This window comes from Cohnella pontilimi (genome assembly GCF_005049045.1).
Classification (GTDB): domain Bacteria; phylum Bacillota; class Bacilli; order Paenibacillales; family Paenibacillaceae; genus Cohnella; species Cohnella pontilimi.
The window spans coordinates 215528-237835 of record NZ_SUPK01000005.1 but is presented as its reverse complement, the minus strand read 5'-3'; the positions used below and the strand labels follow the sequence as shown (position 1 = coordinate 237835).

23 protein-coding genes are annotated in these 22308 nt (G+C 57.0%); 1 reads left to right on the top strand and 22 read right to left on the bottom strand.

Annotation, left to right across the window (positions count from 1 at the left end):
- Window positions 1–20: 20 nt before the first annotated feature.
- The 20 genes from E5161_RS11890 to upp form a co-directional block, all read right to left on the bottom strand.
- The gene (locus E5161_RS11890) at window positions 21–986 is read right to left on the bottom strand and encodes an FTR1 family iron permease (RefSeq protein ID WP_136778033.1); all 966 of its coding nucleotides are present in this window, start codon (window positions 984–986) and stop codon (window positions 21–23) included.
- Window positions 987–1024: 38 nt separating this feature from the next.
- Window positions 1025–2203 (bottom strand): hypothetical protein, encoded by a 1179-nt coding sequence (locus E5161_RS11885; protein WP_136778032.1) that lies wholly within the window; start codon window positions 2201–2203, stop codon window positions 1025–1027.
- A gap of 35 nt (window positions 2204–2238) precedes the next feature.
- Window positions 2239–3006, bottom strand: a complete 768-nt coding sequence (locus E5161_RS11880; RefSeq protein WP_136778031.1) for a hypothetical protein — start codon at window positions 3004–3006, stop codon at window positions 2239–2241.
- Window positions 3007–3135: 129 nt separating this feature from the next.
- Window positions 3136–4638: a glycosyltransferase family 39 protein gene (locus E5161_RS11875; protein WP_136778030.1), complete on the bottom strand. Its 1503-nt coding sequence runs from the start codon at window positions 4636–4638 to the stop codon at window positions 3136–3138.
- 31 nt (window positions 4639–4669) lie between these two features.
- Window positions 4670–5362 (bottom strand): glycosyltransferase family 2 protein, encoded by a 693-nt coding sequence (locus E5161_RS11870; protein ID WP_136778029.1) that lies wholly within the window; start codon window positions 5360–5362, stop codon window positions 4670–4672.
- Window positions 5359–6837, bottom strand: coding sequence for an alkaline phosphatase family protein (locus E5161_RS11865; RefSeq protein ID WP_136778028.1), 1479 nt, complete (start codon window positions 6835–6837; stop codon window positions 5359–5361). The genes E5161_RS11870 and E5161_RS11865 overlap by 4 nt, the downstream gene beginning before the upstream one ends.
- The gene (locus E5161_RS11860) at window positions 6834–7796 is read right to left on the bottom strand and encodes a lysylphosphatidylglycerol synthase transmembrane domain-containing protein (protein WP_169306675.1); all 963 of its coding nucleotides are present in this window, start codon (window positions 7794–7796) and stop codon (window positions 6834–6836) included. Before E5161_RS11860 ends, E5161_RS11865 begins: the two co-directional genes overlap by 4 nt.
- Before the next feature lie 97 nt (window positions 7797–7893).
- Complete coding sequence (locus tag E5161_RS11855; protein WP_136778026.1) at window positions 7894–8871, bottom strand: YpdA family putative bacillithiol disulfide reductase; 978 nt, start codon at window positions 8869–8871, stop codon at window positions 7894–7896.
- Between the two features lie 179 nt (window positions 8872–9050).
- Window positions 9051–9449 carry a F0F1 ATP synthase subunit epsilon gene (locus E5161_RS11850; RefSeq protein ID WP_136778025.1) on the bottom strand — a complete coding sequence of 133 codons (399 nt, stop codon included), beginning with the start codon at window positions 9447–9449 and terminating at the stop codon, window positions 9051–9053.
- Window positions 9450–9476: 27 nt separating this feature from the next.
- The gene (gene atpD / locus E5161_RS11845) at window positions 9477–10895 is read right to left on the bottom strand and encodes a F0F1 ATP synthase subunit beta (RefSeq protein WP_136778024.1); all 1419 of its coding nucleotides are present in this window, start codon (window positions 10893–10895) and stop codon (window positions 9477–9479) included.
- A 160-nt stretch (window positions 10896–11055) separates the two neighbouring features.
- Window positions 11056–11925 (bottom strand): ATP synthase F1 subunit gamma, encoded by an 870-nt coding sequence (atpG, locus tag E5161_RS11840; RefSeq protein ID WP_136778023.1) that lies wholly within the window; start codon window positions 11923–11925, stop codon window positions 11056–11058.
- 55 nt (window positions 11926–11980) lie between these two features.
- Window positions 11981–13495 (bottom strand): F0F1 ATP synthase subunit alpha, encoded by a 1515-nt coding sequence (gene atpA / locus E5161_RS11835; RefSeq protein WP_136778022.1) that lies wholly within the window; start codon window positions 13493–13495, stop codon window positions 11981–11983.
- A 33-nt stretch (window positions 13496–13528) separates the two neighbouring features.
- Window positions 13529–14074 carry a F0F1 ATP synthase subunit delta gene (locus E5161_RS11830; protein ID WP_136778021.1) on the bottom strand — a complete coding sequence of 182 codons (546 nt, stop codon included), beginning with the start codon at window positions 14072–14074 and terminating at the stop codon, window positions 13529–13531.
- Entirely contained in the window at window positions 14071–14556 is a 486-nt protein-coding gene (gene atpF / locus E5161_RS11825; RefSeq protein WP_136778020.1) for a F0F1 ATP synthase subunit B, read from the bottom strand. The genes E5161_RS11830 and atpF overlap by 4 nt, the downstream gene beginning before the upstream one ends.
- A 106-nt stretch (window positions 14557–14662) precedes the next feature.
- Entirely contained in the window at window positions 14663–14881 is a 219-nt protein-coding gene (gene atpE / locus E5161_RS11820; RefSeq protein ID WP_136778019.1) for a F0F1 ATP synthase subunit C, read from the bottom strand.
- A gap of 34 nt (window positions 14882–14915) precedes the next feature.
- Window positions 14916–15683, bottom strand: a complete 768-nt coding sequence (gene atpB, locus E5161_RS11815; RefSeq protein ID WP_136778018.1) for a F0F1 ATP synthase subunit A — start codon at window positions 15681–15683, stop codon at window positions 14916–14918.
- A 1-nt stretch (window position 15684) separates the two neighbouring features.
- Complete coding sequence (locus tag E5161_RS11810) at window positions 15685–16098, bottom strand: ATP synthase subunit I (RefSeq protein WP_246042208.1); 414 nt, start codon at window positions 16096–16098, stop codon at window positions 15685–15687.
- Window positions 16098–16346, bottom strand: coding sequence for an AtpZ/AtpI family protein (locus tag E5161_RS11805; protein ID WP_169306674.1), 249 nt, complete (start codon window positions 16344–16346; stop codon window positions 16098–16100). The genes E5161_RS11810 and E5161_RS11805 overlap by 1 nt, the downstream gene beginning before the upstream one ends.
- 290 nt (window positions 16347–16636) lie before the next feature.
- The gene (gene wecB, locus E5161_RS11800) at window positions 16637–17776 is read right to left on the bottom strand and encodes a non-hydrolyzing UDP-N-acetylglucosamine 2-epimerase (protein WP_136778015.1); all 1140 of its coding nucleotides are present in this window, start codon (window positions 17774–17776) and stop codon (window positions 16637–16639) included.
- A gap of 22 nt (window positions 17777–17798) precedes the next feature.
- On the bottom strand, window positions 17799–18428 hold the full coding sequence (gene upp / locus E5161_RS11795; RefSeq protein ID WP_136778014.1) for a uracil phosphoribosyltransferase: 630 nt from the start codon (window positions 18426–18428) through the stop codon (window positions 17799–17801).
- A gap of 253 nt (window positions 18429–18681) precedes the next feature.
- Here upp and E5161_RS11790 point away from each other — a divergent pair, with 253 nt between their 5' ends.
- Window positions 18682–19704, top strand: a complete 1023-nt coding sequence (locus E5161_RS11790; protein ID WP_136778013.1) for an NADH:flavin oxidoreductase/NADH oxidase — start codon at window positions 18682–18684, stop codon at window positions 19702–19704.
- Here E5161_RS11790 and E5161_RS11785 read toward each other — a convergent pair.
- Both E5161_RS11785 and glyA read right to left on the bottom strand, forming a co-directional pair.
- Window positions 19701–20888, bottom strand: coding sequence for an MFS transporter (locus E5161_RS11785; protein ID WP_136778012.1), 1188 nt, complete (start codon window positions 20886–20888; stop codon window positions 19701–19703). The two genes, E5161_RS11790 and E5161_RS11785, sit on opposite strands and share 4 nt — an antisense overlap.
- A 125-nt stretch (window positions 20889–21013) precedes the next feature.
- A complete protein-coding gene (gene glyA, locus E5161_RS11780) occupies window positions 21014–22261 on the bottom strand; it encodes a serine hydroxymethyltransferase (protein ID WP_136778011.1) in 1248 nt (415 codons plus the stop codon).
- Between the last annotated feature and the right edge of the window lie 47 nt (window positions 22262–22308).

Genomic DNA, 22308 nt, shown 5'->3' with positions numbered 1-22308 from the left:
ACACATCCATCAAGCTCCGATCAAGCTCCTTGCCGCTGTGCCGTTCCGACGGCTTCGACCGTCTCGGACCCGACCGCTTGAGCGTCCGCAACCGCCGATGCCTCCGACTTCTTGCGCCGGGTCAGCATCAGGTACACCACTAGGAAGTAACCCCAGTAAACGGCAAATTCTTCGACGGAAGGATTATGCGTATAGCCGAGGAACGCTTTGAAAAAGATGCCCACCTGTCCGTTGATCAACGGATGGTGTCCGGTGTCGCGGATATAATGGATCTCGTCGTTCGGATGCTCAGGCATGAAGCCTTGAATGTTGTAAACTTCCCCGATCTGACCGCCCGGCGTATGGTACACGGAACCGATCATCCCGAGATCCTGCATAATCCCGACCGCCTGCACAAGGAGACCCGCTGCGATCAGCATCAGGAAGACGCTCGTCACTTTAAAGAAATGTCCGAGCGGAATGCGCCGGGCTCCCCGGAAAAACACATAGCCCAGAACCCCGGCACCCGCAACGCCCAGCAGCGCTCCCCAGCTTTGCAAAGCGGACTGGATGTCGCCACCCCCGATCGCGGCGAAGAAAAATACCGTCTCCACCCCTTCCCGCAGCGTAACGAGGAAAGAGTGAACAATCATATTCAGCGCGCCGCCTGCCGTCAGAATCGCTGCAACCTTGCTCTGCACGCTCAGCTGATAGCTGCGGTTCTGCTTGCTCATGAACAAAACCATATGCGTGAGCAGACCCGCCGACACGGCCATGATACCGATCCGCATATAGTTCTGGTTGGACATGCTTTCGTAACCCGTCAGCGCCACCTGGAAAGCGAGCGCCACACCGTAGCTGGCGGCCAGCGCGAGAACGACTCCGATCCACACCCATTTGTTCCAGCGAGTCTCTCCGATTCTTCTCAGATAGGTTAAAATGACGCCCACGATCAGAATCGCTTCCATCGTTTCGCGGAACGTAATGAGAAAGGCTTGCAAATTCATCGGCGTAATCACGCTCCCGTAGCTTGATGAAGCTGTTGTTACAGCTTGGACAGGGCGGCTAGTATCGTATCGGCTTGCTGTTTGGCTTCATCGGCTTTCCCTTGGTCGACCGCAGTCAGGAACGCTTCTCCGGCAGAGGCGGCCTTCGCATAGTCCGCCCCGAGAAACGTTTCCTGCGCGGAGAGGAACATGACCGCTTCCATTGCATGTACGCGGGATTCGTCCTTTTTGCCGTTTTTCATTTCTTGCTGTGCGGTCTCCAGGTATTCCTTCACCTTACCGGTATTGCACGCGATCAGCGCAGCTTTGATTTTGGCCGGCACGACCTTGGAGGCGTCTCCGGAAGCGAACGCGTCTTTCACCGCATCGGCGTCGGAAGCGCTCCCGCCCTTGAGGTACGTATACACCGGGAGGAAGAGGAAGTAGCCTTCCGTCATTTCCTTCGGGAGCTCGGCTTTATCCACCGTCGGCATGATCTCGCCGTAATTATATGTGGCCAGCGTGAAAGCCTTGATCAGGGTTTTGTCGAGCATTTGGCGATGGACGTTATAATCCGCGACATTGCCGGCTTTTACGTCTTCCTGCAGCTTCGGAATAACCGCGGTTGCAATCGTGTCTTTCATCGTCGTATGGAACTTGCCGTCCCGCTTCTCAACGAACGGTTCCAGTACGGCCGTATAGGCCCGGATTCCTTGATCCAGCAATGTCGAAGCTTCGTCGGTCTTGCCGGCTTTCAAAGCTTCCAACACCTGTTTGTTCAGGATATCGCGCAATTGAAAATAGAAGTACCAATTCAATCCTTTTTCCGTCGCTTCCGCCACTTGATCCGCATTCATGTCGCCCGATACGCCATGATCGAGCACGAACGAAATATTATCGTCGATGCGCGGAGCGTCTTGCGCCAAGCCTTCGTCAATCGCTTGAACTTGGGCTTGGAAGTTTTGCCGGTAAGCCTGCTGAACGGCTTTCGGGTCCGTTTTGGCTTCCGCCAGGTCGACAATGGCTTTGTAATCCGCGATCAACTTATCGACATTCACCGGAACGGCGGCAGGCGACGAAGCGGGCGAGGAGGAAGGAGTTGTGGAAGCCGGTTGAGACGGCGCCGCCGATGGCGTGACCGTTGCGGATGCAGGGTCGTTGTCTTGATTCGAACTGCAGGCGGACAAAAGGCCGGCGGTGAGGATCAGCGACATGAGGGAAACGGTAAGCTTAGACATCTATGGAACGAACTCCTTTGCGTTGTTCTAATGGATCAAGACTTGCGGCGGCGCGACCGCCAGTACAGCAATGCCGCGACAGCGGCCACGATGACGACGGCGCCGATCGTGACGGCGGTATTCGTTTTGTTCGTTTGGGTCATCGGCGGGTGCGGTGCGGGTGATGCCCCCGGTTCTCCGGTTGCCATATTCCCGCCTCCCGCCTCTTGGAACAAAGGGGATACCGTGTCGTAAATCAGCTTGATCTTCTGCTTGAACAGGTCAGGATTCGGCTCCTTTTTGCCGACGCCGAACAGTCCGGGATTGCCGAGTGCATTCAAAGCATCCTCGAATGCCTGGTCCAGCTCGGCCAGCTTCTGATCCGACACTTGTTCGGTCATATAGGGCTTCAGCGTTTCGTAGGTCGCACGTGCTTTGGCCAGCAGCGTTTTGGCCTGGTTGTAATCGGTGAAAACCTGCTCCGCGTAAGTAAACCTGCGATCGAGGTTCAGGACGAGTACGCCTTTCCAGTCCGCCAACACGCGGTTTTTATCTTGTGCGGCGAAAGCGTCATCCATTTCCTTCGTCACATCTTTGCCGAAATGAGATTCCAACTCGGATCGAATTTCCCCGTAGGCAGCTTTGGCTGCAGTCCAATCCGGGGGTTCGGCATTCAGCTTACCGGCGGCAAGCTTGAATGTCTCGGCGACGGCTTCAGTGTTGGCGCTGCCATAAGAATAAGCGCCGGCACTTGCTGGGAACAACCCGGCTGCGATGAGGATGCTCAGTAAGAGAATCGCTGTGCGAAATGTAGGTTTGTTCATGCTTCCACCTTCCGAGAACCGATGAGAGTACGGGTTTTCCTGAACCGCGACCCAGAGGTAATGATAATCATTTTCAATTAGATAGTCAATAGCATCCTTTAAAACGTCACAGATTGGTTAAAGCGTACCCTATTGCTCTCGATTCCACTCGTACAGCGGTATGGTCCCGTATACCGGATCCAGCCGGGGATCGGAACGAAAGACGCCGACAAGACGAACTTTCGACTCCGGCAATCCGCTCTGCCGCCGAAACTCCTCCCACACGCTTCCGGTAAGAAGGATCCGGGAGGAAGGTTGAGCCGCAATATCCGCCATAAAGTATTCGTATGTGAAAATAGGCACCGTCTGCACGGGAACGTTCAAGTAGCGGAGAACTCTCTCCTCTTCCCACGTGTACACAACCGTTCGAGGGGCCGGATGGTCTTTCAGCCGGTCCGCAAGCTGATAGACGGCAGGCCACTGGTCATGCTGCAGCATGACCAGGTGTGCGCCGATCGCTGTCTGGCCCGCAGCGAACAGCACGGCCAATGCCGTCACGGTTCGGGTGCGCGAACGCACGGCCCAGACGCCGAGCGCGAAAATGGTGAGCGAGGCGAGCGGTGCGGCGTGGCGGGGTTTGGCAATGTTTTGGCCCAGCAGCGCCCAAACCGCGTAAGCCAGCGCGCAGGCGGCGATCAGTCCCGCGGCGGTGAGCATCTGTTCGCGGCGCTTTGGGTGAGCAACGGCTCTAGACTTCTTTTTCCCGTACATCACAAGGGCAGCAATGGCTAACAAGCCGGCCATGACGGCCAACAACGCCGATTGTGCCGACATGCCGCTCCACAGCCAGTTGTCCGCAACGAACCGAACGAATCTCTCACGGAATGGGAGACCGGACTGCGCCACTCCTCCGCCCCACTGCGTAAAGTGTCCTTCCCCGAATCCCGCCATCAACACCATCGTGCCGCGGATTCCGCCTTCCGCCGCAGCCAGCCCGGCCACCCACAGCAGTTGGAACGCGGCTGCCGCGCCCGCCCAGAGTATGGCTCGGGAATAACGGAGGCGTAGGGATACTTCCCTTTCCCTCCACGCGAGGATCCACACCAGCAGAAGACCGAGACCAAAAGGAGCGTAGGAGAGGCGGGTTCCCATGAGCAGCCCGAACATAAAAGCCGCAGCGAGCCAGCGGCCGCCGGTGCCCTTTTCGCACACCCTCACCAGCGTCCACAGATACCACCACAGGATTGCCAATGCGGCGCCCTCGGACATCGGCCGCACAGCGAGCGTCCAGTTCATCGGCAGCGTAAGCGTCAGAGCGACCGCTAGGCAAGCGTAAACAGGCGCCGTCCAGCGCCGTGCGATCCGGTAGATGGGATAAGCGGAGGAGCAAACGAGCAGCAGGTTCCATAAGCCGAGTGCGCGAACGGGATCTTCCGTGATGAAGCGCATGAGCCGGCCGCCCAAAATGAAGTAGGGATAGCCGGGAGCGTGGGGCTGCATGGCCAGCAAATCGAAGCGGTCCAGGGCCAGCACGAAGTCCACTTCGTCCCAGGCCGCGGCCCATGGGGAGAGATGATACGCCCCGAAAACCGCATAAGCCAACCCTAGAACTACCGCAGCTGCCCATCCGATCTGGCTTCTTTTTCCCGGCATCCGCTCCCCCTCCCTTCCCTTTGTGAGCTTTTTAGCGTACCGGCGTTCTCAGCTCCCGCCAAATCGCCGGCAAAACGCGCGTCACATAAGCGCGAAACTTGATGAATGATTCCCCTTGCGTTCTCACGCGGTAATGGATCGGAACTTCCGCCATCCGAAACCCCTGTCGGATCAAGTTGAGTGTCAGCACCTGCGCGTAATTGTAATCGTGAATAATCCGCGCGGATTCCATCGCCTTGCGGCTGAATCCTCTCATGCCGGATTGGCCGTCCCATATCCAACGGCGAAGCAGCAGCGTCTGCAGAAAGGTGAACCCATAGTTGCCCAGCCTCCGGATCAAGGTCATGCCTTGGATCTGTCCCTTGAAGCGGGAGCCCATTGTGTAGTCGGCTTTATCGTCCAGAATAGGCGCGAGCACTTCCGGGATTTGCTCCGGCGGATACTCGTTGTCGGCGTCGATCATAAGCCCGATATCCGCTCCAAGCGCGAGACAGCGTTTAAGCCCTTCCCGCACGGCGGCCCCCAGACCCCGGTTCGTGCCGAACGACACCACGTGGTCAGCCCCCGCCTCCCGGGCGGCTTGTACCGTCGAGTCGGTCGATCCGTCATCGATGACGAGAACCTCCACGGTTACATCCGGGCGAAAATGTCTGGGAACTCGCGAGATCACTTGCGCGATGTTCATGGCTTCGTTATGTGCAGGCAAAAACACGATGATTTTCATGCGTTCGGTGTTCCTCTTTCCTTCAGCGCTTCCGTCAGGACAGGCCCCCGGCTGTGATTGGGATAGGGTGCGCCGAGCAAGTATGCCAAAGTCGGCGCTACGGATACGAGGGAGTGCGGGACTTCCACTTTGACGCCTTGGCGGATGCCGTGTCCGGACAAGAAAAACGGAACCCACCGTTCGCCCTCGTCCAAATGACCGTGCCCGCCGATGCCGATCGCCTGCCCGTGATCCGCGCAAACGAGAATCGTCGCTTCCTCCATCAACCCGCGCTCGTCGAGCCAGTTCACGAAATTTTGCAGCAGCCGGTCCGCTTCCTCGATCTTTTGACGGTATTCATCATATAATGCTCCTCGGCTATGTCCGATCTGATCGGTTCCAATCAGCTGAAGCACGAGCAAATCGGGATTGTGACGCTCCACGACCTGCTTCGCCAATTCCACGGCCATCGCGTCGGCTTCGTCGTAATGGGCGACCGCGGTCACCGCATCCACATCGTCGCCCATCGAGTCGATCAGGTGGGCGATGCCGACCAGACGTCCCGTTTTGCCGATTTTGCGCATTGAATCGAATATCGTTTCGGTGCGGACGCCCAGACGCCAAACCATGTTCGACGTAATGCCGTGCTCGCGAGGGTACGTTCCGGTGAACATCGACGAAAAACAGACGACCGTACGCGCCGGATACACCGTCTCCATCGATGTGTATTCCGCACCTTGGGCACGAAGGCTTTTTAGAAAAGGGGCATCGGCTTCTTCGAAACGGTCTTTGCGCATGCCGTCCACGACGAGCACGTACACCTTTTTGCTGATGGGGCGGCCGACCGCGGGAAGTGTCTCCGGAGACTCCTGCCTTTCCTTCGGCTTCCAGTCAAACAAATAACGATGCAGGATGAAGGCGAACAAGAAAACGGAAGCTTCGAAAAGGAGTGCGGTCACCCAGTCTGATGTCATGGCGCCGCTTCCGGGCAGCGCCCAGCCCAGCATCGTTTGGAGCATATAGAGCAGCAGCATCGTTTTGGGAAGCTGTTCTTGCGCGTTGCCGCTCGTGGAGTCGCTGTGCTGCAGCACCAGTTTCCAGAACCTCGTGAAATTGAGCCACGACGTGCCGATCCTCAAGTGATAATAGAACGTCCCCCAGAAAAACACGGTGAAAAAGAAGTAGAGTGCAGTGCCGGTCAGCCAGAGTCCGAGCATCTGGCGTTCGCCGCCCCAAAGGATGATGGCTGCCACGAGCGGGAGCCACAAATAATTGCGCAAATAGAGCGGGAAGTCATAAAAGAAATAGATGATGAGCAGTGGCAAGGTTCCCGCCAGGGCGGCCGCGAATGCCGGCCAGAACGACGGGTCCGCCCAATTTCCGGCATGATACAGCAGGAACGTGCCGACCACGAAAACCGGCGTAAACGGACGGCCTTCGTTCAGCACGTTCCATGCCCGGGCGGCGATAATTTCGAATGTCGAAGCGCGTTTCATTCTGCGCGTTCCCCCTTTTCCGTCCGGCGGCGCGACAGCCACCGGATACCTTCTTGCAACGGGACGGGCATGGCCGCCCAGGAAAGGAAGCCTGCCGCGAAAGCGAACAGGAATTTGTAGGCATGCGAAACGACGGCGGCAGTAATCGCCGTCGAGGCATCGACGCCGATCGCGGCCAGAGAAGCCGACATCGTCGTCTCATAAGTGCCGATCCCTCCCGGGGTCACATGAAACACTTGACCTCCGACCGTCATGCTGTTCACCCATACGGCTTGTCCGGGCGCGACATGATCTTGCATCGCATACAGCACGCCGAACGGCACCGCGCCTTCGAGGATCCAGCTGCATGCCGTGAGCAGCCACGCTGCCCCGGCCCGGATGGTGAGCAAGCTTCGCAGCAAGCTCCAGTGGCGGGCTGCGAAGGCGCGACCCCGTTTGGCTGCGAAGCCGATTCCCACGATGAGGAGCAGCAACGCGGCAGCGGAGACGGCGACGATGCGCCAGCCGTTGTCGGGTTCCCACGGAATTCCCCATACGGCCAAACCGCAAGCTCCGAAAGCCAGGAGAACGGAAATATCCATCATTCTCATCACGCCAACCGTATGCAGCGCCTCGTCCCAAGACCGGCGTTCCAGCTTGGCTGCCAAACCCGAACGAACCAAATCTCCGACTTTGATCGGCAGCAAATGATTCACGAACAGACTGTAACCGAGCGGGGGCAGATGCTTGTGGATCGGCTCTTTGCCTTGTGCATAGATGCGCCAAGCGGCTGCTTTGAGGAGGAACGAGCATGCGTATGCCGCAGTCATCAGCGCGATCATCGCCGGCAGGGCAAGAAGCGACCGGAAGGCATCAGCGATTTCGCGCGTTTCCCAGAAGCGCAAAGCCAGCCATACGAAAACCGCCAGCATCGAGATGCCGACGGTTCCTTTCCACGCTTTTGCTGTCATTGCCCGCATGCCCTTGACCCTCCGCACGTCCCATGTGAGAAACATTCTCAATTGCTTATCACAGTATAAGTGTCTGACGCTGACGAAGTCAATTCGGGAGGGTTGCTCAATTGTTGGTTATAGAGGCCAAATGCTCGGCGATTTTACGGCCATGGAACCGGCCGCTTTCAATAAATATCTCGTTGGCGTCCCGGCCGGTCGACACGACACCCGCTAAATAAAGTCCGGGTACGTTCGTCTCCATGGTCTCCGGATTATGCGTCGGCGGGATGACTCCGTCCGGCGCCTCGATGCCCATGGCACGGAGAAAGCCCCGGTCCGGCCGAAAACCCGTCAGCGCCAGCACGAAGTCGCATTCCAGCGTCTCCGCACCATTTTGGGACTCCACCGTCACTTCATGCGGGCGGATTTCCGTGACCCGGGAATTCAGGCGCAAGTCGATGCGGCCTTTGCTCGCCATACTGTCGAAAATCGGACGAACCCACGGTTTAATATTCGCCGACACCGATTCGCCGCGATAGACGACGGTCACTTTGGCCCCTACACGTTCCATTTCCAGGGAGGCGTCGACCGCGGAGTTACTTCCCCCGATCACGACTACTCTCATACCCGCGTAAGGATGCGCTTCCCGGAAAAAGTGCGACACATGCGGCAGCTCTTCCCCCGGAATTCCGATCAAGTTCGGATGGTCGAAGTATCCCGTCGCCACGACAACCACACGAGCCCGCGTCTCCAGCGTCTCCCCCGTCCTTCTGACGGAACGGATCACGAAAGCGTCTCCCACCCGATTGACCTCCGTTACCTTCTCGTAACGCCGGATCCGCATCTCTCTGCGCTCCGCCACCGTCCGGTAATAGTGGAGAGCTTCTAGACGATAAGGTTTCTCATTCGGCGTAATGAACGGTACACTTGCGATCTCCAGGAGCGCAGCCGTACTGAAAAATTGCATATAGGTCGGATAACAAGCGATCGAATGCACGACGTTTTCCTTTTCGATCACCAAAGGGTCAAATCCATGATTCTGCAGCTCCGCAGCCGCCGACAACCCGCACGGCCCCGCCCCGATGATCACGACATCTTCCAATTTCCCGCACCCCTCATCTGCCTTTTCTTATCCGTAAATTGTACTGCAATAGGTTGTGGGAATCAAAGTTGGTAAGAGGATACGTTCGTTGCGATGGGGTAAGTAATCAGTAGGTTGGCACAAAAAAAAAGCCCATAGCGTGCACCCTTTCGGGTGTTCGCTATGGGCTCTTCGCTAGTTTACTCTCCTGCTACCGTCAGGCGGCTGGTGGCGCGTTGGAGCGCCAACTCGGCGCGGCGGATGTCTAGTTCGGACGCGCGGTCGGCGAGGCGGCGTTCGGCGCGTTCCTTCGCCTCGCGGGCGCGGATTACGTCGATGTCCTGGCCGAGCTCGGCCGCTTCCGCCAAGATGACCACTTTGTCCTTGCGGACTTCCATGAAGCCGCCATGAACGGCAATGTATTCGTCCTTGCCGTCTTTTTTGGCTTTCACGGGTGCGATCTTCAGCGGCGTGACGAGCGGGATGTGGTTCGGGAGAATCCCGAGCTCACCCGCAACGCCCTTGACGACGACCATGTTCACGTCTTCTTCGTACACCTTGCGTTCCGGTGTGACGATTTCGAGTCGTAGGGTGCTCATTTCGATTCCTCCCTGGCCGGCGGCGGATTAAACCGCAGCAGCGAGTTTCTTCGCTTTCTCGACGGCGTCTTCGATCACACCGACATTGTGGAAAGCCGGCTCCGGAAGATCGTCATGTTTCCCTTCGAGAATCTCCTTGAAGGAGCGAATTGTTTCTTTAACCGGCACGAAAACGCCCGGGATGCCGTTGAACGCTTCGGCAACGTGCAGCGGCTGCGAAAGGAACAGCTGAATGCGGCGAGCGCGGTGCACGACGAGCTTGTCTTCCTCGGACAATTCGTCCATGCCGAGGATGGCGATGATATCGAGAAGCTCTTTGTAGCGCTGCAACAGGCGTTTCACGGCTTGCGCCACGTTGTAGTGCTCTTCACCCAAAATTTCAGGCGCCAAAATACGGGAAGAGGAAGCTAGCGGGTCAACCGCCGGGAAAATCCCCATTGCCGCGATGTTACGCTCCAAGTTGGTTGTGGCATCCAAGTGGGCGAACGCCGTAGCTGGAGCCGGGTCGGTATAGTCGTCGGCAGGAACGTAAATCGCCTGGATGGACGTGATCGAACCTTTTTTCGTGGATACGATACGCTCTTGCAGCTGGCCCATCTCCGTCGCAAGCGTCGGCTGGTAACCAACGGCAGACGGCATACGGCCGAGCAGAGCGGACACTTCGGAACCCGCTTGGGTGAAGCGGAAAATGTTGTCGACGAACAGAAGCACGTCGCGGCCTTCTTCGTCGCGGAAGTATTCCGCCATCGTCAGACCTGTTAAGGCCACGCGCAGACGCGCTCCCGGCGGTTCGTTCATCTGACCGAAGACCATCGCGAGCTTCGAGATAACGCCGGATTCGCTCATTTCGTGATAAAGGTCGTTCCCTTCGCGCGTACGCTCGCCCACGCCTGCGAACACGGAAATACCGCCGTGCTCGGAAGCGATGTTGTGCATGAGCTCCTGCATGAGAACCGTTTTGCCTACGCCGGCGCCGCCGAACAGACCGATTTTACCGCCCCTGGTGTAAGGAGCGATCAGGTCGACGACTTTAATGCCCGTCTCGAGCATTTCCGTCTGGGTGGACAGATTCTCGAAAGCCGGTGCCGCGCGGTGGATCGGATAAGCTTGCGAGAGGTCGGTGCCGCCGTTGTTGTCGATCGGTTCACCCAATACGTTGTACACGCGTCCAAGTGTTTGCGGTCCTACCGGAACGGTAATCGGAGCGCCTGTATCCAGAGCGTCCATACCGCGAACGAGTCCGTCGGTGGAGGACATCGCGACGCAGCGGACGAGGTTGTCACCCAAGTGAGTGGCGACTTCCAGGGTCAAGGCGATATCGCGTTCGCCGGAGTTTTGCGCTTTATGGTCAATTCGAATGGCGTTCAGAATTTCAGGCAGCTGGCCGTGAGCGAACTCGACGTCGACGACCGGGCCCAAAATCTGAACGATGCGTCCCTTGTTCATGCGTTTCCCTCCTAAACTCTACTCCCCAAAAAGTGTTCAGTGATCCCCCAAAAGTGACGTTAAGCTTCGATGCTTATTCCGATTACTTTTGGGGGAGCCCCCAGAAAACCTGAGAGCCTAATCCGATTACTTTTTGGGGGCCCCATAATGCCAAATACAATTACAAAGCGTTCGCGCCGCCTACGATTTCCGCAATTTCTTGCGTAATCGCCGCTTGGCGGGCACGGTTATAAGTCAGCGTCAGCTGCGAAATCATCTTCGTAGCATTCTTGGTTGCGTTGCCCATGGCCGTCATCCGTGCGCCGTGCTCGCTCGCCTTGTTGTCCAGCATAGCGCTGTACACCAACGTTTCTGCATACTTAGGCAGCAGAACCTGCAGCACTTCCTCCGCGGATGGCTCATATTCATAGTCCGCCTTCGCGCCTTGACCGGCGCCGCCGATATCCCCCGCATCCAACGGAAGCAGCTTCTGCAGCGTCGGAATTTGCGTGATCGCGTTGCGGAATTCGTTATAAGCCAGTACCAGTTCGTCGTACGTACCGTTCTCGAATCCTTGAACGGCGGCCGCCGCGATCGGCTTGACATCCGCAAAGGTCGGAGAATCCGACATCCCGGTAATTTCCTTCGCAATCGGAATATTCCGGCGGTTCAGGAAGTCGCGGCCTTTACGGCCGATGACGAACACCGCGTACTGATCCGGCGAGGTGTGTCTTGCGCGAATCTCGTTAAGCAGTCTCCGAAGCAGGTTCGTGTTCAGGCCCCCGGCCAGACCGCGGTCTGACGTAATAACCAGATACGCCGTACGCTTCACTTCGCGCGACTGGAGCATCGGATGCTTGACGCTGCCGGATGCGGAAGCGATGCTGAACACCACTTCGCGGAGCTTGTCGGCGTATGGCCGGGAAGCAACCGCCGCGTTCTGCGCGCGCTTCAGCTTCGCTGCCGAAACCATCTCCATCGCACGGGTGATCTGCTTCATGCTCTGCTTGCTCTTGATCGAGCGCTTGATTTCGCGTATGCCTTTAGCCAATCCAATTCACCACCTTATTGCCGGACCGCCCGAAGGCGGCCCCGGCCTCAGCGTCTTATGCCGATACGGCAAAGCCTTTTTTGAATGCGTTGACCGCTTCAACCAAAGCTTTGTCGGTTTCTGCCGTCAGATCTTTGGTATCGCGGATGGACGCGAAAATTTCCGGACGGTTGGCATCCACGTAGGTCAAGAATTCCGACTCAAAACGGCGTATGTCCTGAACCGGGATATCGTCCGTGTGGCCGCGCGTCACGATATAAAGAGAAACGACTTGGCGTTCAACCGGAAGCGGTTGGTTAACGCCTTGTTTCAAAATTTCGAGCGTACGCACACCGCGGTTCAGGCGGGATTGCGTAACTTTGTCGAGGTCGGAGCCGAACTGCGCAAACGCCGCGAGTTCACGGTATTGGGCAAGATCAAGCTTGAGCGTGCCCGCTACTTTCTTCATCGCTTTGATTTGCGCGGAGCTGCCTACCCGGGAAACGGAAATACCTACGTTAACCGCAGGACGCTGACCGGAGTAGAACAGATCGGCTTCCAGGAAGATCTGGCCGTCCGTAATGGAGATGACGTTCGTCGGAATGTAAGCCGACACGTCGCCCGCTTGCGTCTCGATGAACGGAAGCGCGGTGAGGGAACCGCCGCCGAGCTCGTCGTTCAGCTTCGCTGCACGCTCGAGCAGACGGGAGTGGAGATAGAATACGTCGCCCGGATAAGCTTCGCGGCCCGGAGGACGGCGGAGCAGCAGGGACAATTCGCGGTATGCGGCGGCTTGCTTCGAAAGGTCGTCATAGATGACCAATACGTGCTTGCCGTTGTACATGAAGTATTCACCCATCGCACAGCCGGAGTACGGCGCCAAGAAGAGCAGCGGAGCCGGTTCGGATGCGTTAGCGGCGACGACGATCGTGTAATCGAGTGCGCCTTGTTTGCGGAGCGTCTCAACAACGCCGCGGACGGTCGATTGCTTCTGGCCGATGGCGACATAAATACAAATGACGCCGTTGCCTTTTTGGTTCACGATCGTGTCGATCGCGATTTGCGTTTTACCCGTTTGGCGGTCGCCGATGATGAGCTCCCGCTGGCCGCGGCCGATCGGAATCATCGAGTCGATCGCCTTGATGCCGGTCTGCATCGGCTCATGAACGGATTTACGAGCCATAACGCCCGGAGCCGGAGATTCCACCGGACGGAACGCCGTCGTCTCGATCGGACCGTTGCCGTCAACCGGCTGGCCGAGAGAGTTCACGACGCGTCCGAGCAGGGCTTCGCCTACCGGGACTTCCATGATGCGGCCCGTGCGCTTCACTTGGTCGCCTTCCTTGATGTTGGTGTACGGTCCCATGATGACGACACCGACGTTCTCCTCTTCAAGGTTCAAGGCCATGCCCACGACGCCGTTCTCGAATTCGAGCAGCTCGCCGGCCATACACTTCTCAAGACCGTGAACGCGCGCGATTCCGTCACCGATCTGGATGACAGTGCCGACGTCTACGACTTGAATATCGGATTGATAATTTTGAATCTGCTGCTTAATCAGCGTGCTGATTTCTTCAGGTCTGATGCTCAATTCGTTCACCCCTGTCCACTCTATATCACTGCGTTAAACGGACGTTTCCAGTTGTTTCGAAAGCCGATCCAGCTTGCCGCGAAGACTTCCGTCGTACAGCGTGTCTCCTATGCGGACGGTTAATCCGCCGAGCAGCGCGGGATCGACGACATTTTCCACGCGAACGGTCTTGCCGATCAGCGAACCGAATTGGCCCGCCAATTTATTTTTCTCGTCCTCGCCCAGCGGCTTGGCCGACGTCACAAGCGCATCCGCGCGGCCGAGAGCGTCGCCCGAAACATGGCGGAACGCTTCAAGCAGCGCCGGGAGATCGCCTTGACGTCCCCGTTCGATCAGCAGGCTGACCGTGTTGAGAACGAACTCGGACACCTTGTCTCCGAAGGCTGTGCGCAGCACTTGAATTTTGCTGTTCGTGCCGATGCCGGGAGCAGCCAGAAACGCGCGGATTTCCGCGTCGCTCTGCGTCGCTTCTACGATTAATTTCAATTGCTCTTCCGTCTCCGATACGACGCCTTGACCCTGCGTGAGTTCAAACAAAGCCTTCGCGTACCGTTTCGTTACAACCGTGCCGCGGCTCATGACTTGTTCCCTACCTCTTGAAGGTATTGGTCAATCAATTGCTGCTGCGTTTGCTCATCTACTTGCTTCTCGATAATCTTGGAAGCGATCAGGACGGACAATCCGCTCACCTGAGCTTTCAGCGCGGCTACCGCTTTGTTCTTCTCGTTCTCGATGTCGCGGGCAGCCTCTTCTTTCAGGCGCTCGGTTTCGCTGCGGGCAGCCTTGAGGATATCGTCGGCTTGCTTCGATCCGGTGGACTTCGCTTGCTCGATGATGTCGTAGGCTTCCTTGCGGGCTTGTTGAAGAGCCTGTCTCTGCTCTTCGATATATTGATTCGCTTCGTCGCGGTTTTTCTGAGCGCTTTCCATTTGCTCAAGCACCATCTGACGGCGCTTCTCCATCACGCCGAACAGCGGCTTGAACGCATACCGCTGCAGCAGCCAGAACAGAATGGCGAAGGCGATCAATTGGATAAAAAAGTTGGCCAAATTTAACGTCACCGGTCTTCACTCCTTTCAAACGGCTGATCTCATTATGCAAGGGGCATTGCAGAAAGGAAGGCGTGGAGGCATTGGCACTCCGCGCCTTGCGTTTCGATTGCCTTGATTACCGTCCTTGCCACATGAACGCAAGAACAAGCGAGATGATCGGCATTGCTTCTACCAGACCTACGCCGATGAACGCCGTAGCGGTCAACGTACCGCGCAGCTCAGGCTGACGAGAGATGCCTTCGACCGTTTTGCTGAAGATCAAACCGTTACCAATACCTGCGCCGAGTGCACCCAAACCGAATACGATACCTGCTGCCAAAACTGCATAATCCATTGTGTAAATCCTCCTCAAATAATGGGTTTATTGTTTAATGATCCTCTTCGTGAACGACGGCCTGCGAGATGTAAACCATCGTCAACATCACGAATACGAAGGACTGAATCGCGCCTACGAAAATACTGAAACCTTGCCACAAGAGCATCGCGGGAATTCCGATCCAGCCCATGCCGAGAATAACGCCGATCATGACCTCGCCGGCAAAGATGTTGCCGAAAAGACGAAGGCCGAGCGTGAGCGGTTTGGAGACCAGCTCGATCAAGTGAATCGGCAGGAACAGCGGATTCGGGTTGCGCGTGTAGTGCTGAAGATAATGCTTCGTGTTTTGGCGAAGACCCTGAACGTGCGACAGGATGATGACGATCAGTGCGAGGGCCATCGTCATCGACGCATCCGCAGTCGGCGATTTCCACCACGAGAACGCTACGTGCTCATGTGCTCCTTCCACCACCAGCGGCTGGCCGAAGAAGGTCGGAATATGCCCATCGTGCACTTCCGTTACGATGCCGAACGGCAGGCCCAGCATATTGGACACGAAAATGTACAGGATAAGCGTCAAGCCGAGCCCGAGATAAGCGCGGCCCTTCTTGTAGTCCATCGCTTGTCCAATGATTCCTTGAACGAACTCGACGACCCACTCGAGGAAGTTTTGCAGCTTGCCGGGGTTGTCTACCGACAGGTTGCGAACGGCCAATCGAGCTAGAATGAACACGACCAGGCTCGTGAGCACGATCATGAAAATGCCGGCCAAATCGAATTTGATTCCGCCGACTTCAATAACAGGCGCTAAATGTTCCATCTTATTGCTTCTCACCCCTTTCATCTGAGGTGTGTCCGCCGGATCGGCGGCGTATGGATAACAATCCCAGTAACAGTGTGACCAACGGCCCGGTTAATAATCCTGCCGCAGTCGCCGGAAGGTTGTAGTGAAGCATCCGCACGGAAACGATGGCTGCAAGAGCCGCGATCGCCGCACGGGACACGAAACCGAACCCTCCGAATCGTCTTGCCGTACCTGCCGCGGCTTTCGCCGCGATCATCGAAATCTTCCAAGCCAGGTGCCATGAGATTAGCAGACCGCCGGCCACACCGATCAGAAACCCGCCGAAGACCGGCTGCCGATCGGGCCAAATCGCCCACCCCACGCATCCCAAAGACAAAAAAAAGAACGTCGTGCGCGTAATTCTTCGCATCAAAACGGGCAAATCGTCCATCACGGTCTCCGTTCTCCCGTATACTTGCGGATCAATCCGATGGCCGAACCGATACCGGCTGCGAGCCCGACGATCACGCCGGTCAAGTACCCGTAATGGGTGCCGTTGCGATCGTCATATACGGTGCCAAGCCACCAACCCAGTCCGACACACACGGCCAATTCCACACCGAGCCCCATGACGAGTGCCGCCGCTTTCCACGGATTCTCGTCTTGCGGCGGCTTGGACGGTTTGGGTGAGTCCGCCATAGATCGTCGCTCCTTCGATGCCATAAAGCGGAAAAGACACAAAGAAAGCCTATCCCGCCTATGTTCCACGATTTATTGTAGCCTTGCGAAACAACGTTTGTCAATGAAACGAAAATCAAAAATTGTGTGAACGGGAAACAGAAGAATCGCGTCACATCAAGACTTCTCGGGCTTTCAAACCATACAGTTCAACTGTATGCTGTATGCCGTTTGGGCCTGTTTAACGGGAGAAACAGGCCAACATTATCGAAAGCGGTTTCAACGTGTCGAAACGCCGGAACCAGCTCCGCCTATCGGCGGAACGGCTCCGGACGCTGAGATAAACCAAAATGATGCAGAATCGCCTGGACGATCCTAACGGAAGCTTGTCCGTCTCCGTAGGGGTTGGCCGCTTTGCTCATCCGCTCATACATGTCGTTGTCGGTGAGCAGCGCTTTCGCCCGGTTGTAGACGTTCTCCTCGGAGGTTCCGACCAACTCGAGCGTACCCGCCTCGATGCCTTCCGGACGCTCGGTCGTTTCGCGGAGCACCAGCGTCGGCACCCCGAACGAAGGCGCCTCCTCCTGCAAACCGCCGGAATCCGTCATCATCATGTACGAATGAGGGAAGAAATTGTGGAATTCGAAAACGTCCAGCGGTTCGATCAGCTTGATGCGGGGATGATTCCCGAGTATTTCATTTGCGGGCTCCCGCACGGCGGGGTTCGGATGCACGGCGTACACGAAGGCCACGTCCTCGAACTCGTCCGCGATGCGCTTGACCGCCCGGAAAATGTTGCGGTGCGGCTCGCCGATCGCTTCGCGGCGATGGGCCGTCATCAGAATCATCCGCTTGCCTTTCGCCCATTCCAATACGGGATGGGTGAAGTCGGGCTTCACCGTATATTGAAACACGTCGGTTGCCGTATTTCCCGTCACGTAGATACGGTCTTCCGGTTTGTTCTCTTTACGCAGATTGCCTGCGGACCATTCGGTCGGAGCGAGATGGATGTCGGACAATACGCCCGCCAGCTGACGGTTCATTTCTTCCGGATACGGATTCAGCTTGTTCCAGGTGCGAAGCCCGGCTTCCACGTGCCCGACCTGAATTTGTTGAAGGAACGCCGCGTAGCTCGCGAGGAAAGTGGTCTGAGTGTCGCCATGGACGAGCACGATGTCCGGCCTCGCTTCTTTTAATACCGGCTCCAGCCCTTCCAGAACGCGAACCGTCGTCTCGGTCAGCGTCTGGCGCTCCTTCATGACGTTGAGATCGTAATCGGGCTTGATCCGGAACAATTCCAGCACTTGGTCCAAAATTTGGCGGTGCTGCGCGGTGACGCAAACGACCGATTCGATCTTGTCCGGATGTTTTTGCAGCTCGAGCACGAGGGGCGCCATTTTGACCGCTTCCGGACGCGTGCCGAAAATGCTCATGACCTTGATCTTGCTCACGTTCGTCACTCCTTACCCGGCACTAGTCCGTTCCGTATAGACGGTCTCCGGCGTCTCCGAGTCCGGGGACTATGTAGCCGTGCTCGTTTAGTTTCTCGTCCAACGCCGCCAAATAAATGTCGACATCGGGATGTTTCTCCTGGACCGCGCGCACCCCTTCCGGAGCGGCAATTAGACACATCAGCTTCGTCGGCCGGCAGCCGCGTTTTTTCAACATCTCGATCGCGGCGTTCGCGGATCCCCCGGTCGCGAGCATCGGGTCGATCACGATCAGCTCCCGCTCGGCGACATCGGTAGGCAGGCTGATATAGTACTCGACCGGCTGCAAAGTCTCATGATCCCGATATAGCCCGATATGTCCGACCTTGGCCGAGGGCAAAATTTGCAGAACCCCGTCCACCATGCCCAGACCCGCGCGCAGAATGGGCACAAGCCCCATCGTCCTGCCGGCGATCATAAACCCTTTGGCATCCGCTACAGGCGTCTGCACGGTCACTTCTTCAAGAGGAAGATCGCGGGTCAGCTCATACGCCATGAGCATCGCCACCTCGTCCACCAATTCGCGGAATTGCTTCGTATTCGTTTCTTTGTCTCGTATGATCGTCACTTTATGCTGAATCAGCGGATGATCGCAAATCACGAGTCGCCCCATGATTTTCCTCCCTTTCCCGATGCGGTCCGTCGTACGGCGCGATACGCCCGCCGCAGCCGGCCGCAACTCGATGGCTTGCCCTCCATTATAACATTGTCTCCCGAGGCAAACGCAACATCCCCCTTCATTCGCCGCCGTTCGCGTTCTTCGCGCTTTTCGGCATGGAGAAGTCCCGTATTTTGCGAATCGGACAGTCGTTACGGTAAAATGAGAGGCATACTAAGATATCCAATGGCTACAGGAGGAACCGCGAATGAGTCATTTAAGCCAGCCTTACAAGCTCAAAAGCCTGGAATTGAAAAATCGGATCGTCATGAGTCCGATGTGCCAATATTCAGTTGATGCCCAAGACGGCGCGCCGAACGATTGGCATTTCGTCCATTATACATCCCGCGCGATCGGCGGAACCGGACTCATTATTGTGGAAATGACCGACGTGGACCCCGACGGCAGGATCACGAACGGAGATCTCGGTCTATGGTCGGACGAACAGATTCCCGCGTTTCGCCGCATCATTCAAGAAATGAAGAGATACGGCGCGAAAACGGCGATTCAGATTGCCCATGCCGGACGCAAGGCAATGGATGCGGAAGTCCCGGTCGGTCCGAGCGACATCGCCTTCCTGCCGAACGGCAAACAGCCGCGTGCCCTCACGACGGAAGAGACGTGGCAGATGATCGAAAAATTCGGACAGGCTGCCCGGCGTGCCGTTGAAGCGGGCGTCGACACGATCGAGCTCCACGGCGCTCACGGGTATTTGATTCATCAATTCCATTCGCCCGGCATCAACAACCGGCAGGATGAGTTCGGCCAAGATTCGGCGAAGTTTGGCGTCGAAGTCATTAAAGCGGTCAAGAAGCAATTACCGCCGGACATGCCTTTGCTCATGCGGATCTCGGCGATCGAGTACATGGCGGGCGGCTACGGGCTCGAACACTCGATCGAGCTGTGCCGCCGGTACCGCGAGGCCGGCGTCGATCTGTTCGACGTCTCGACAGGCGGCGAAAGCGGACCTGCGGGAGACCGACGGCCCGGCAATTTCCCAGGCTATCAGCTGCCGTTCGGGCGCGCGATCAAGGAGAAGCTTGGCGTACCGGTCATGACTGTCGGCATGATGGAAGAGCCGGCGCTGGCCGAACATGCGCTGGCCACCGGTGATGCGGATCTGGTTGCGGTCGCCCGCGGCATGCTGCGCAATCCCTACTGGGCCGTAGATGCGCTGCGCAAGCTGGACGGCAAAGCTGAAGTGGCCAAGCAGTACGAGCGCGCGTATTAAATCCCGGCGTGTCCGGACATCGCCCTTCCCGTATCCGGGGAGGGCGATTTCTTTTTATTCTTCGAAAGGGTAACGGTCACGAAAAGAACGGCTGCGGCGCTCGAAAGTCCGAATAAAATGAGATACAAAATTCTAGCACCCCATTGATCCACGACGAGCCCGCCCGCCGCGTTTCCGATGATGCCCGCCATACCGTAATTGACCGCGGCATAAACCGTTTGGTAGGTGGCCTTCGTTGTGTCCCCTGCATAATCTTCCACCGCCTCGACGGAAATGCCGGCAAAAAATGCGAAGGCAGTGCCTGACAGCAATTGTGCCGCTAAAACCACGTGTACGTTATCAAAAGTGTAAACAAGGATAAAATTCAGCGCAAAACATAAACACGCCAGAATCAGCATCGGAAAACGGCCGATTCGGCTCACAAGCTTGGCGGACAGCCAGAACATCGGAACTTCCACAAGAGCGTTGATCGCAGACGCGGTGCCGACCAGCTTCATATCAAAACCCGTTTCTTTAAAGTACATAGGCAAAAATGTCGCGTTCATGGATGTCGCCGTCATCAGCATCAAGCTCACGCCGACAAAAAGGAGGAACGGCCTGTTGCGGTACACTTGCCCAATTTGCTCGATAATGGAGGCGCGATGCACGGCTCCGCGCGATTTGGGATAGCCCGTCAACAGCAGGAACACCGGAATACTCAGCGCAAAGAAATAAAGAAAACTTGTGTTGTAGCCCCCTGCTTTCTCATAAAGAAAACCGCTCGCGAACGCTCCGATGGAATAGCTTAACGCTCCCCAGAGCCTGATCTTGCTGAACGGCTGTCCTTCCCGGTTCGCGATGCCGACGGCGATCGTATCGCTGAGCGCTCCGGTGGACGATTGAAACCAGGAGAACAACACCACGATGACCAATAGAGCCGCGTAGCCGCCGAAAAAATAAAATCCGATCCCGATCACTGGAGCTGCGACCGTGCAAATTTTCAATACGCGCAGCGGATCTTGATGCCGGTCGTTCCACATGCCCATGATCGGCTGGGAGACGACGGCAACAAGCGCCCACAAGGAGAGAAACAGGCCGGTCTCGGCGCTGCTGAAGCCTTTATCGGTGAAGTAGAGACTCAGATAAGGTCCGTACATGGAGGAAGCGAGATAGTAGAAAAAATAATAAGCGGCGAGTTTTCTCATGATGACTGGTCCTCTCTCAAAGCTGCTGCGAGTATTGTATCACCCCTGTGTTCACGATGAGAAGAAAAACATCCCGTCTCGCCGTGTCAGGCGAAACGGGATGTTTTGGGAGTTTCGGGGGCGGATCAATATTGCAGACCCGGATAGATCGGGTATTCCGCGGTCAGATCGTGAACCATTTTGCGCGCTTTGTCCAGCGTCGCTTCGTCTTTCGGGTTTTTGAGCGTCATGGCGATCACTTTAGCGATCGTCTTCATTGCATCCACGCCCATACCGCGGGAAGTAACGGCCGGGGTACCGATCCGGATTCCGCTCGTCACGAACGGGCTCGTAGGATCGAAAGGAATCGCGTTCTTGTTCACCGTAATGGCCACGGAGTCGAGCACATGCTCGGCGTCTTTGCCGGTGATGTTCAGGTTGCGGGTGTCGATCAGCATCAGGTGGTTGTCGGTGCCTCCTGATACGAGGTTCAAGCCTTCCGCGAGAAGAGCATCGGCCAGCGCTTTGGCGTTGGTCACGATATTGCGGGCGTACTCTTTAAAAGAAGGCTGGAGCGCTTCGCCGAACGCCACCGCTTTGGCGGCGATGATATGCATGAGCGGGCCGCCTTGGGTGCCCGGGAACACCGCTTTGTCCACCGCTTGCGCCCACGGCTTGCGGGTCAGAATGAGACCGCCGCGGGGACCGCGGAGCGTTTTGTGCGTAGTGGACGTCACGAAATGGGCGTGCGGAACCGGGCTCGGGTGCTCGCCCGCAGCCACGAGGCCGGCGATGTGCGCCATGTCGACCATGAACAGCGCGCCGACGTCCTGCGCGATTTGGCCGAGCGCGGCGAAATCGATCGTGCGCGGATAAGCGCTCGCTCCGGCCACGATCATGCGCGGACGGTGTTTGAAAGCCGCTTTGCGGATTTCATCATAGTCGAGCAGGAACGTTTGCTCGTCGACGCCGTAGGCGACGAAATTATACAGCAGGCCGGACGCGTTCACCGGGCTGCCGTGCGTCAGATGCCCGCCGTGGGCCAAATTCATGCCGAGCACGGTATCGCCGGTGTTCAGCGCGGCCAAATATACTGCCAGATTCGCCTGTGCGCCGGAGTGCGGCTGCACGTTCGCATGCTCGGCGCCGAACAGCTCCTTGACGCGGTCGCGGGCGATGTTTTCGGCGATGTCGACATACTCGCATCCGCCGTAGTAGCGCTTGCCCGGATAGCCTTCGGCATATTTGTTCGTAAGTACGGTGCCCATCGTTTGCATCACGGCTTCGCTCACAATATTTTCGGATGCGATGAGTTCAATGTTGTCACGTTGCCGGCCAAGCTCGAGATTTAAAGCTTTCACGATTTCCGGATCTTGTTTGCGCAACTGTTCCATAGTAAGGGGTACCTCCTGCATTTTGATAAGTCCATTTATATCTTGTA

Coding starts and splice junctions, on each gene's coding strand:
- E5161_RS11875 (WP_136778030.1), bottom strand. CDS start 4,638: ATGCCGGGAAAAAGAAGCCAGATCGGATGGGCAGCTGCGGTAGTTCTA.
- E5161_RS11850 (WP_136778025.1), bottom strand. CDS start 9,449: ATGAGCACCCTACGACTCGAAATCGTCACACCGGAACGCAAGGTGTAC.
- glyA (WP_136778011.1), bottom strand. CDS start 22,261: ATGGAACAGTTGCGCAAACAAGATCCGGAAATCGTGAAAGCTTTAAAT.
- E5161_RS11880 (WP_136778031.1), bottom strand. CDS start 3,006: ATGAACAAACCTACATTTCGCACAGCGATTCTCTTACTGAGCATCCTC.
- E5161_RS11790 (WP_136778013.1), top strand. CDS start 18,682: ATGAGTCATTTAAGCCAGCCTTACAAGCTCAAAAGCCTGGAATTGAAA.
- atpD (WP_136778024.1), bottom strand. CDS start 10,895: ATGAACAAGGGACGCATCGTTCAGATTTTGGGCCCGGTCGTCGACGTC.
- E5161_RS11860 (WP_169306675.1), bottom strand. CDS start 7,796: ATGCGGGCAATGACAGCAAAAGCGTGGAAAGGAACCGTCGGCATCTCG.
- atpE (WP_136778019.1), bottom strand. CDS start 14,881: ATGGATTATGCAGTTTTGGCAGCAGGTATCGTATTCGGTTTGGGTGCA.
- E5161_RS11805 (WP_169306674.1), bottom strand. CDS start 16,346: ATGGCGGACTCACCCAAACCGTCCAAGCCGCCGCAAGACGAGAATCCG.
- E5161_RS11870 (WP_136778029.1), bottom strand. CDS start 5,362: ATGAAAATCATCGTGTTTTTGCCTGCACATAACGAAGCCATGAACATC.
- E5161_RS11890 (WP_136778033.1), bottom strand. CDS start 986: ATGAATTTGCAAGCCTTTCTCATTACGTTCCGCGAAACGATGGAAGCG.
- E5161_RS11785 (WP_136778012.1), bottom strand. CDS start 20,888: ATGAGAAAACTCGCCGCTTATTATTTTTTCTACTATCTCGCTTCCTCC.
- E5161_RS11810 (WP_246042208.1), bottom strand. CDS start 16,098: ATGGACGATTTGCCCGTTTTGATGCGAAGAATTACGCGCACGACGTTC.
- upp (WP_136778014.1), bottom strand. CDS start 18,428: ATGGGGCGACTCGTGATTTGCGATCATCCGCTGATTCAGCATAAAGTG.
- E5161_RS11865 (WP_136778028.1), bottom strand. CDS start 6,837: ATGAAACGCGCTTCGACATTCGAAATTATCGCCGCCCGGGCATGGAAC.
- atpB (WP_136778018.1), bottom strand. CDS start 15,683: ATGGAACATTTAGCGCCTGTTATTGAAGTCGGCGGAATCAAATTCGAT.
- E5161_RS11885 (WP_136778032.1), bottom strand. CDS start 2,203: ATGTCTAAGCTTACCGTTTCCCTCATGTCGCTGATCCTCACCGCCGGC.
- E5161_RS11830 (WP_136778021.1), bottom strand. CDS start 14,074: ATGAGCCGCGGCACGGTTGTAACGAAACGGTACGCGAAGGCTTTGTTT.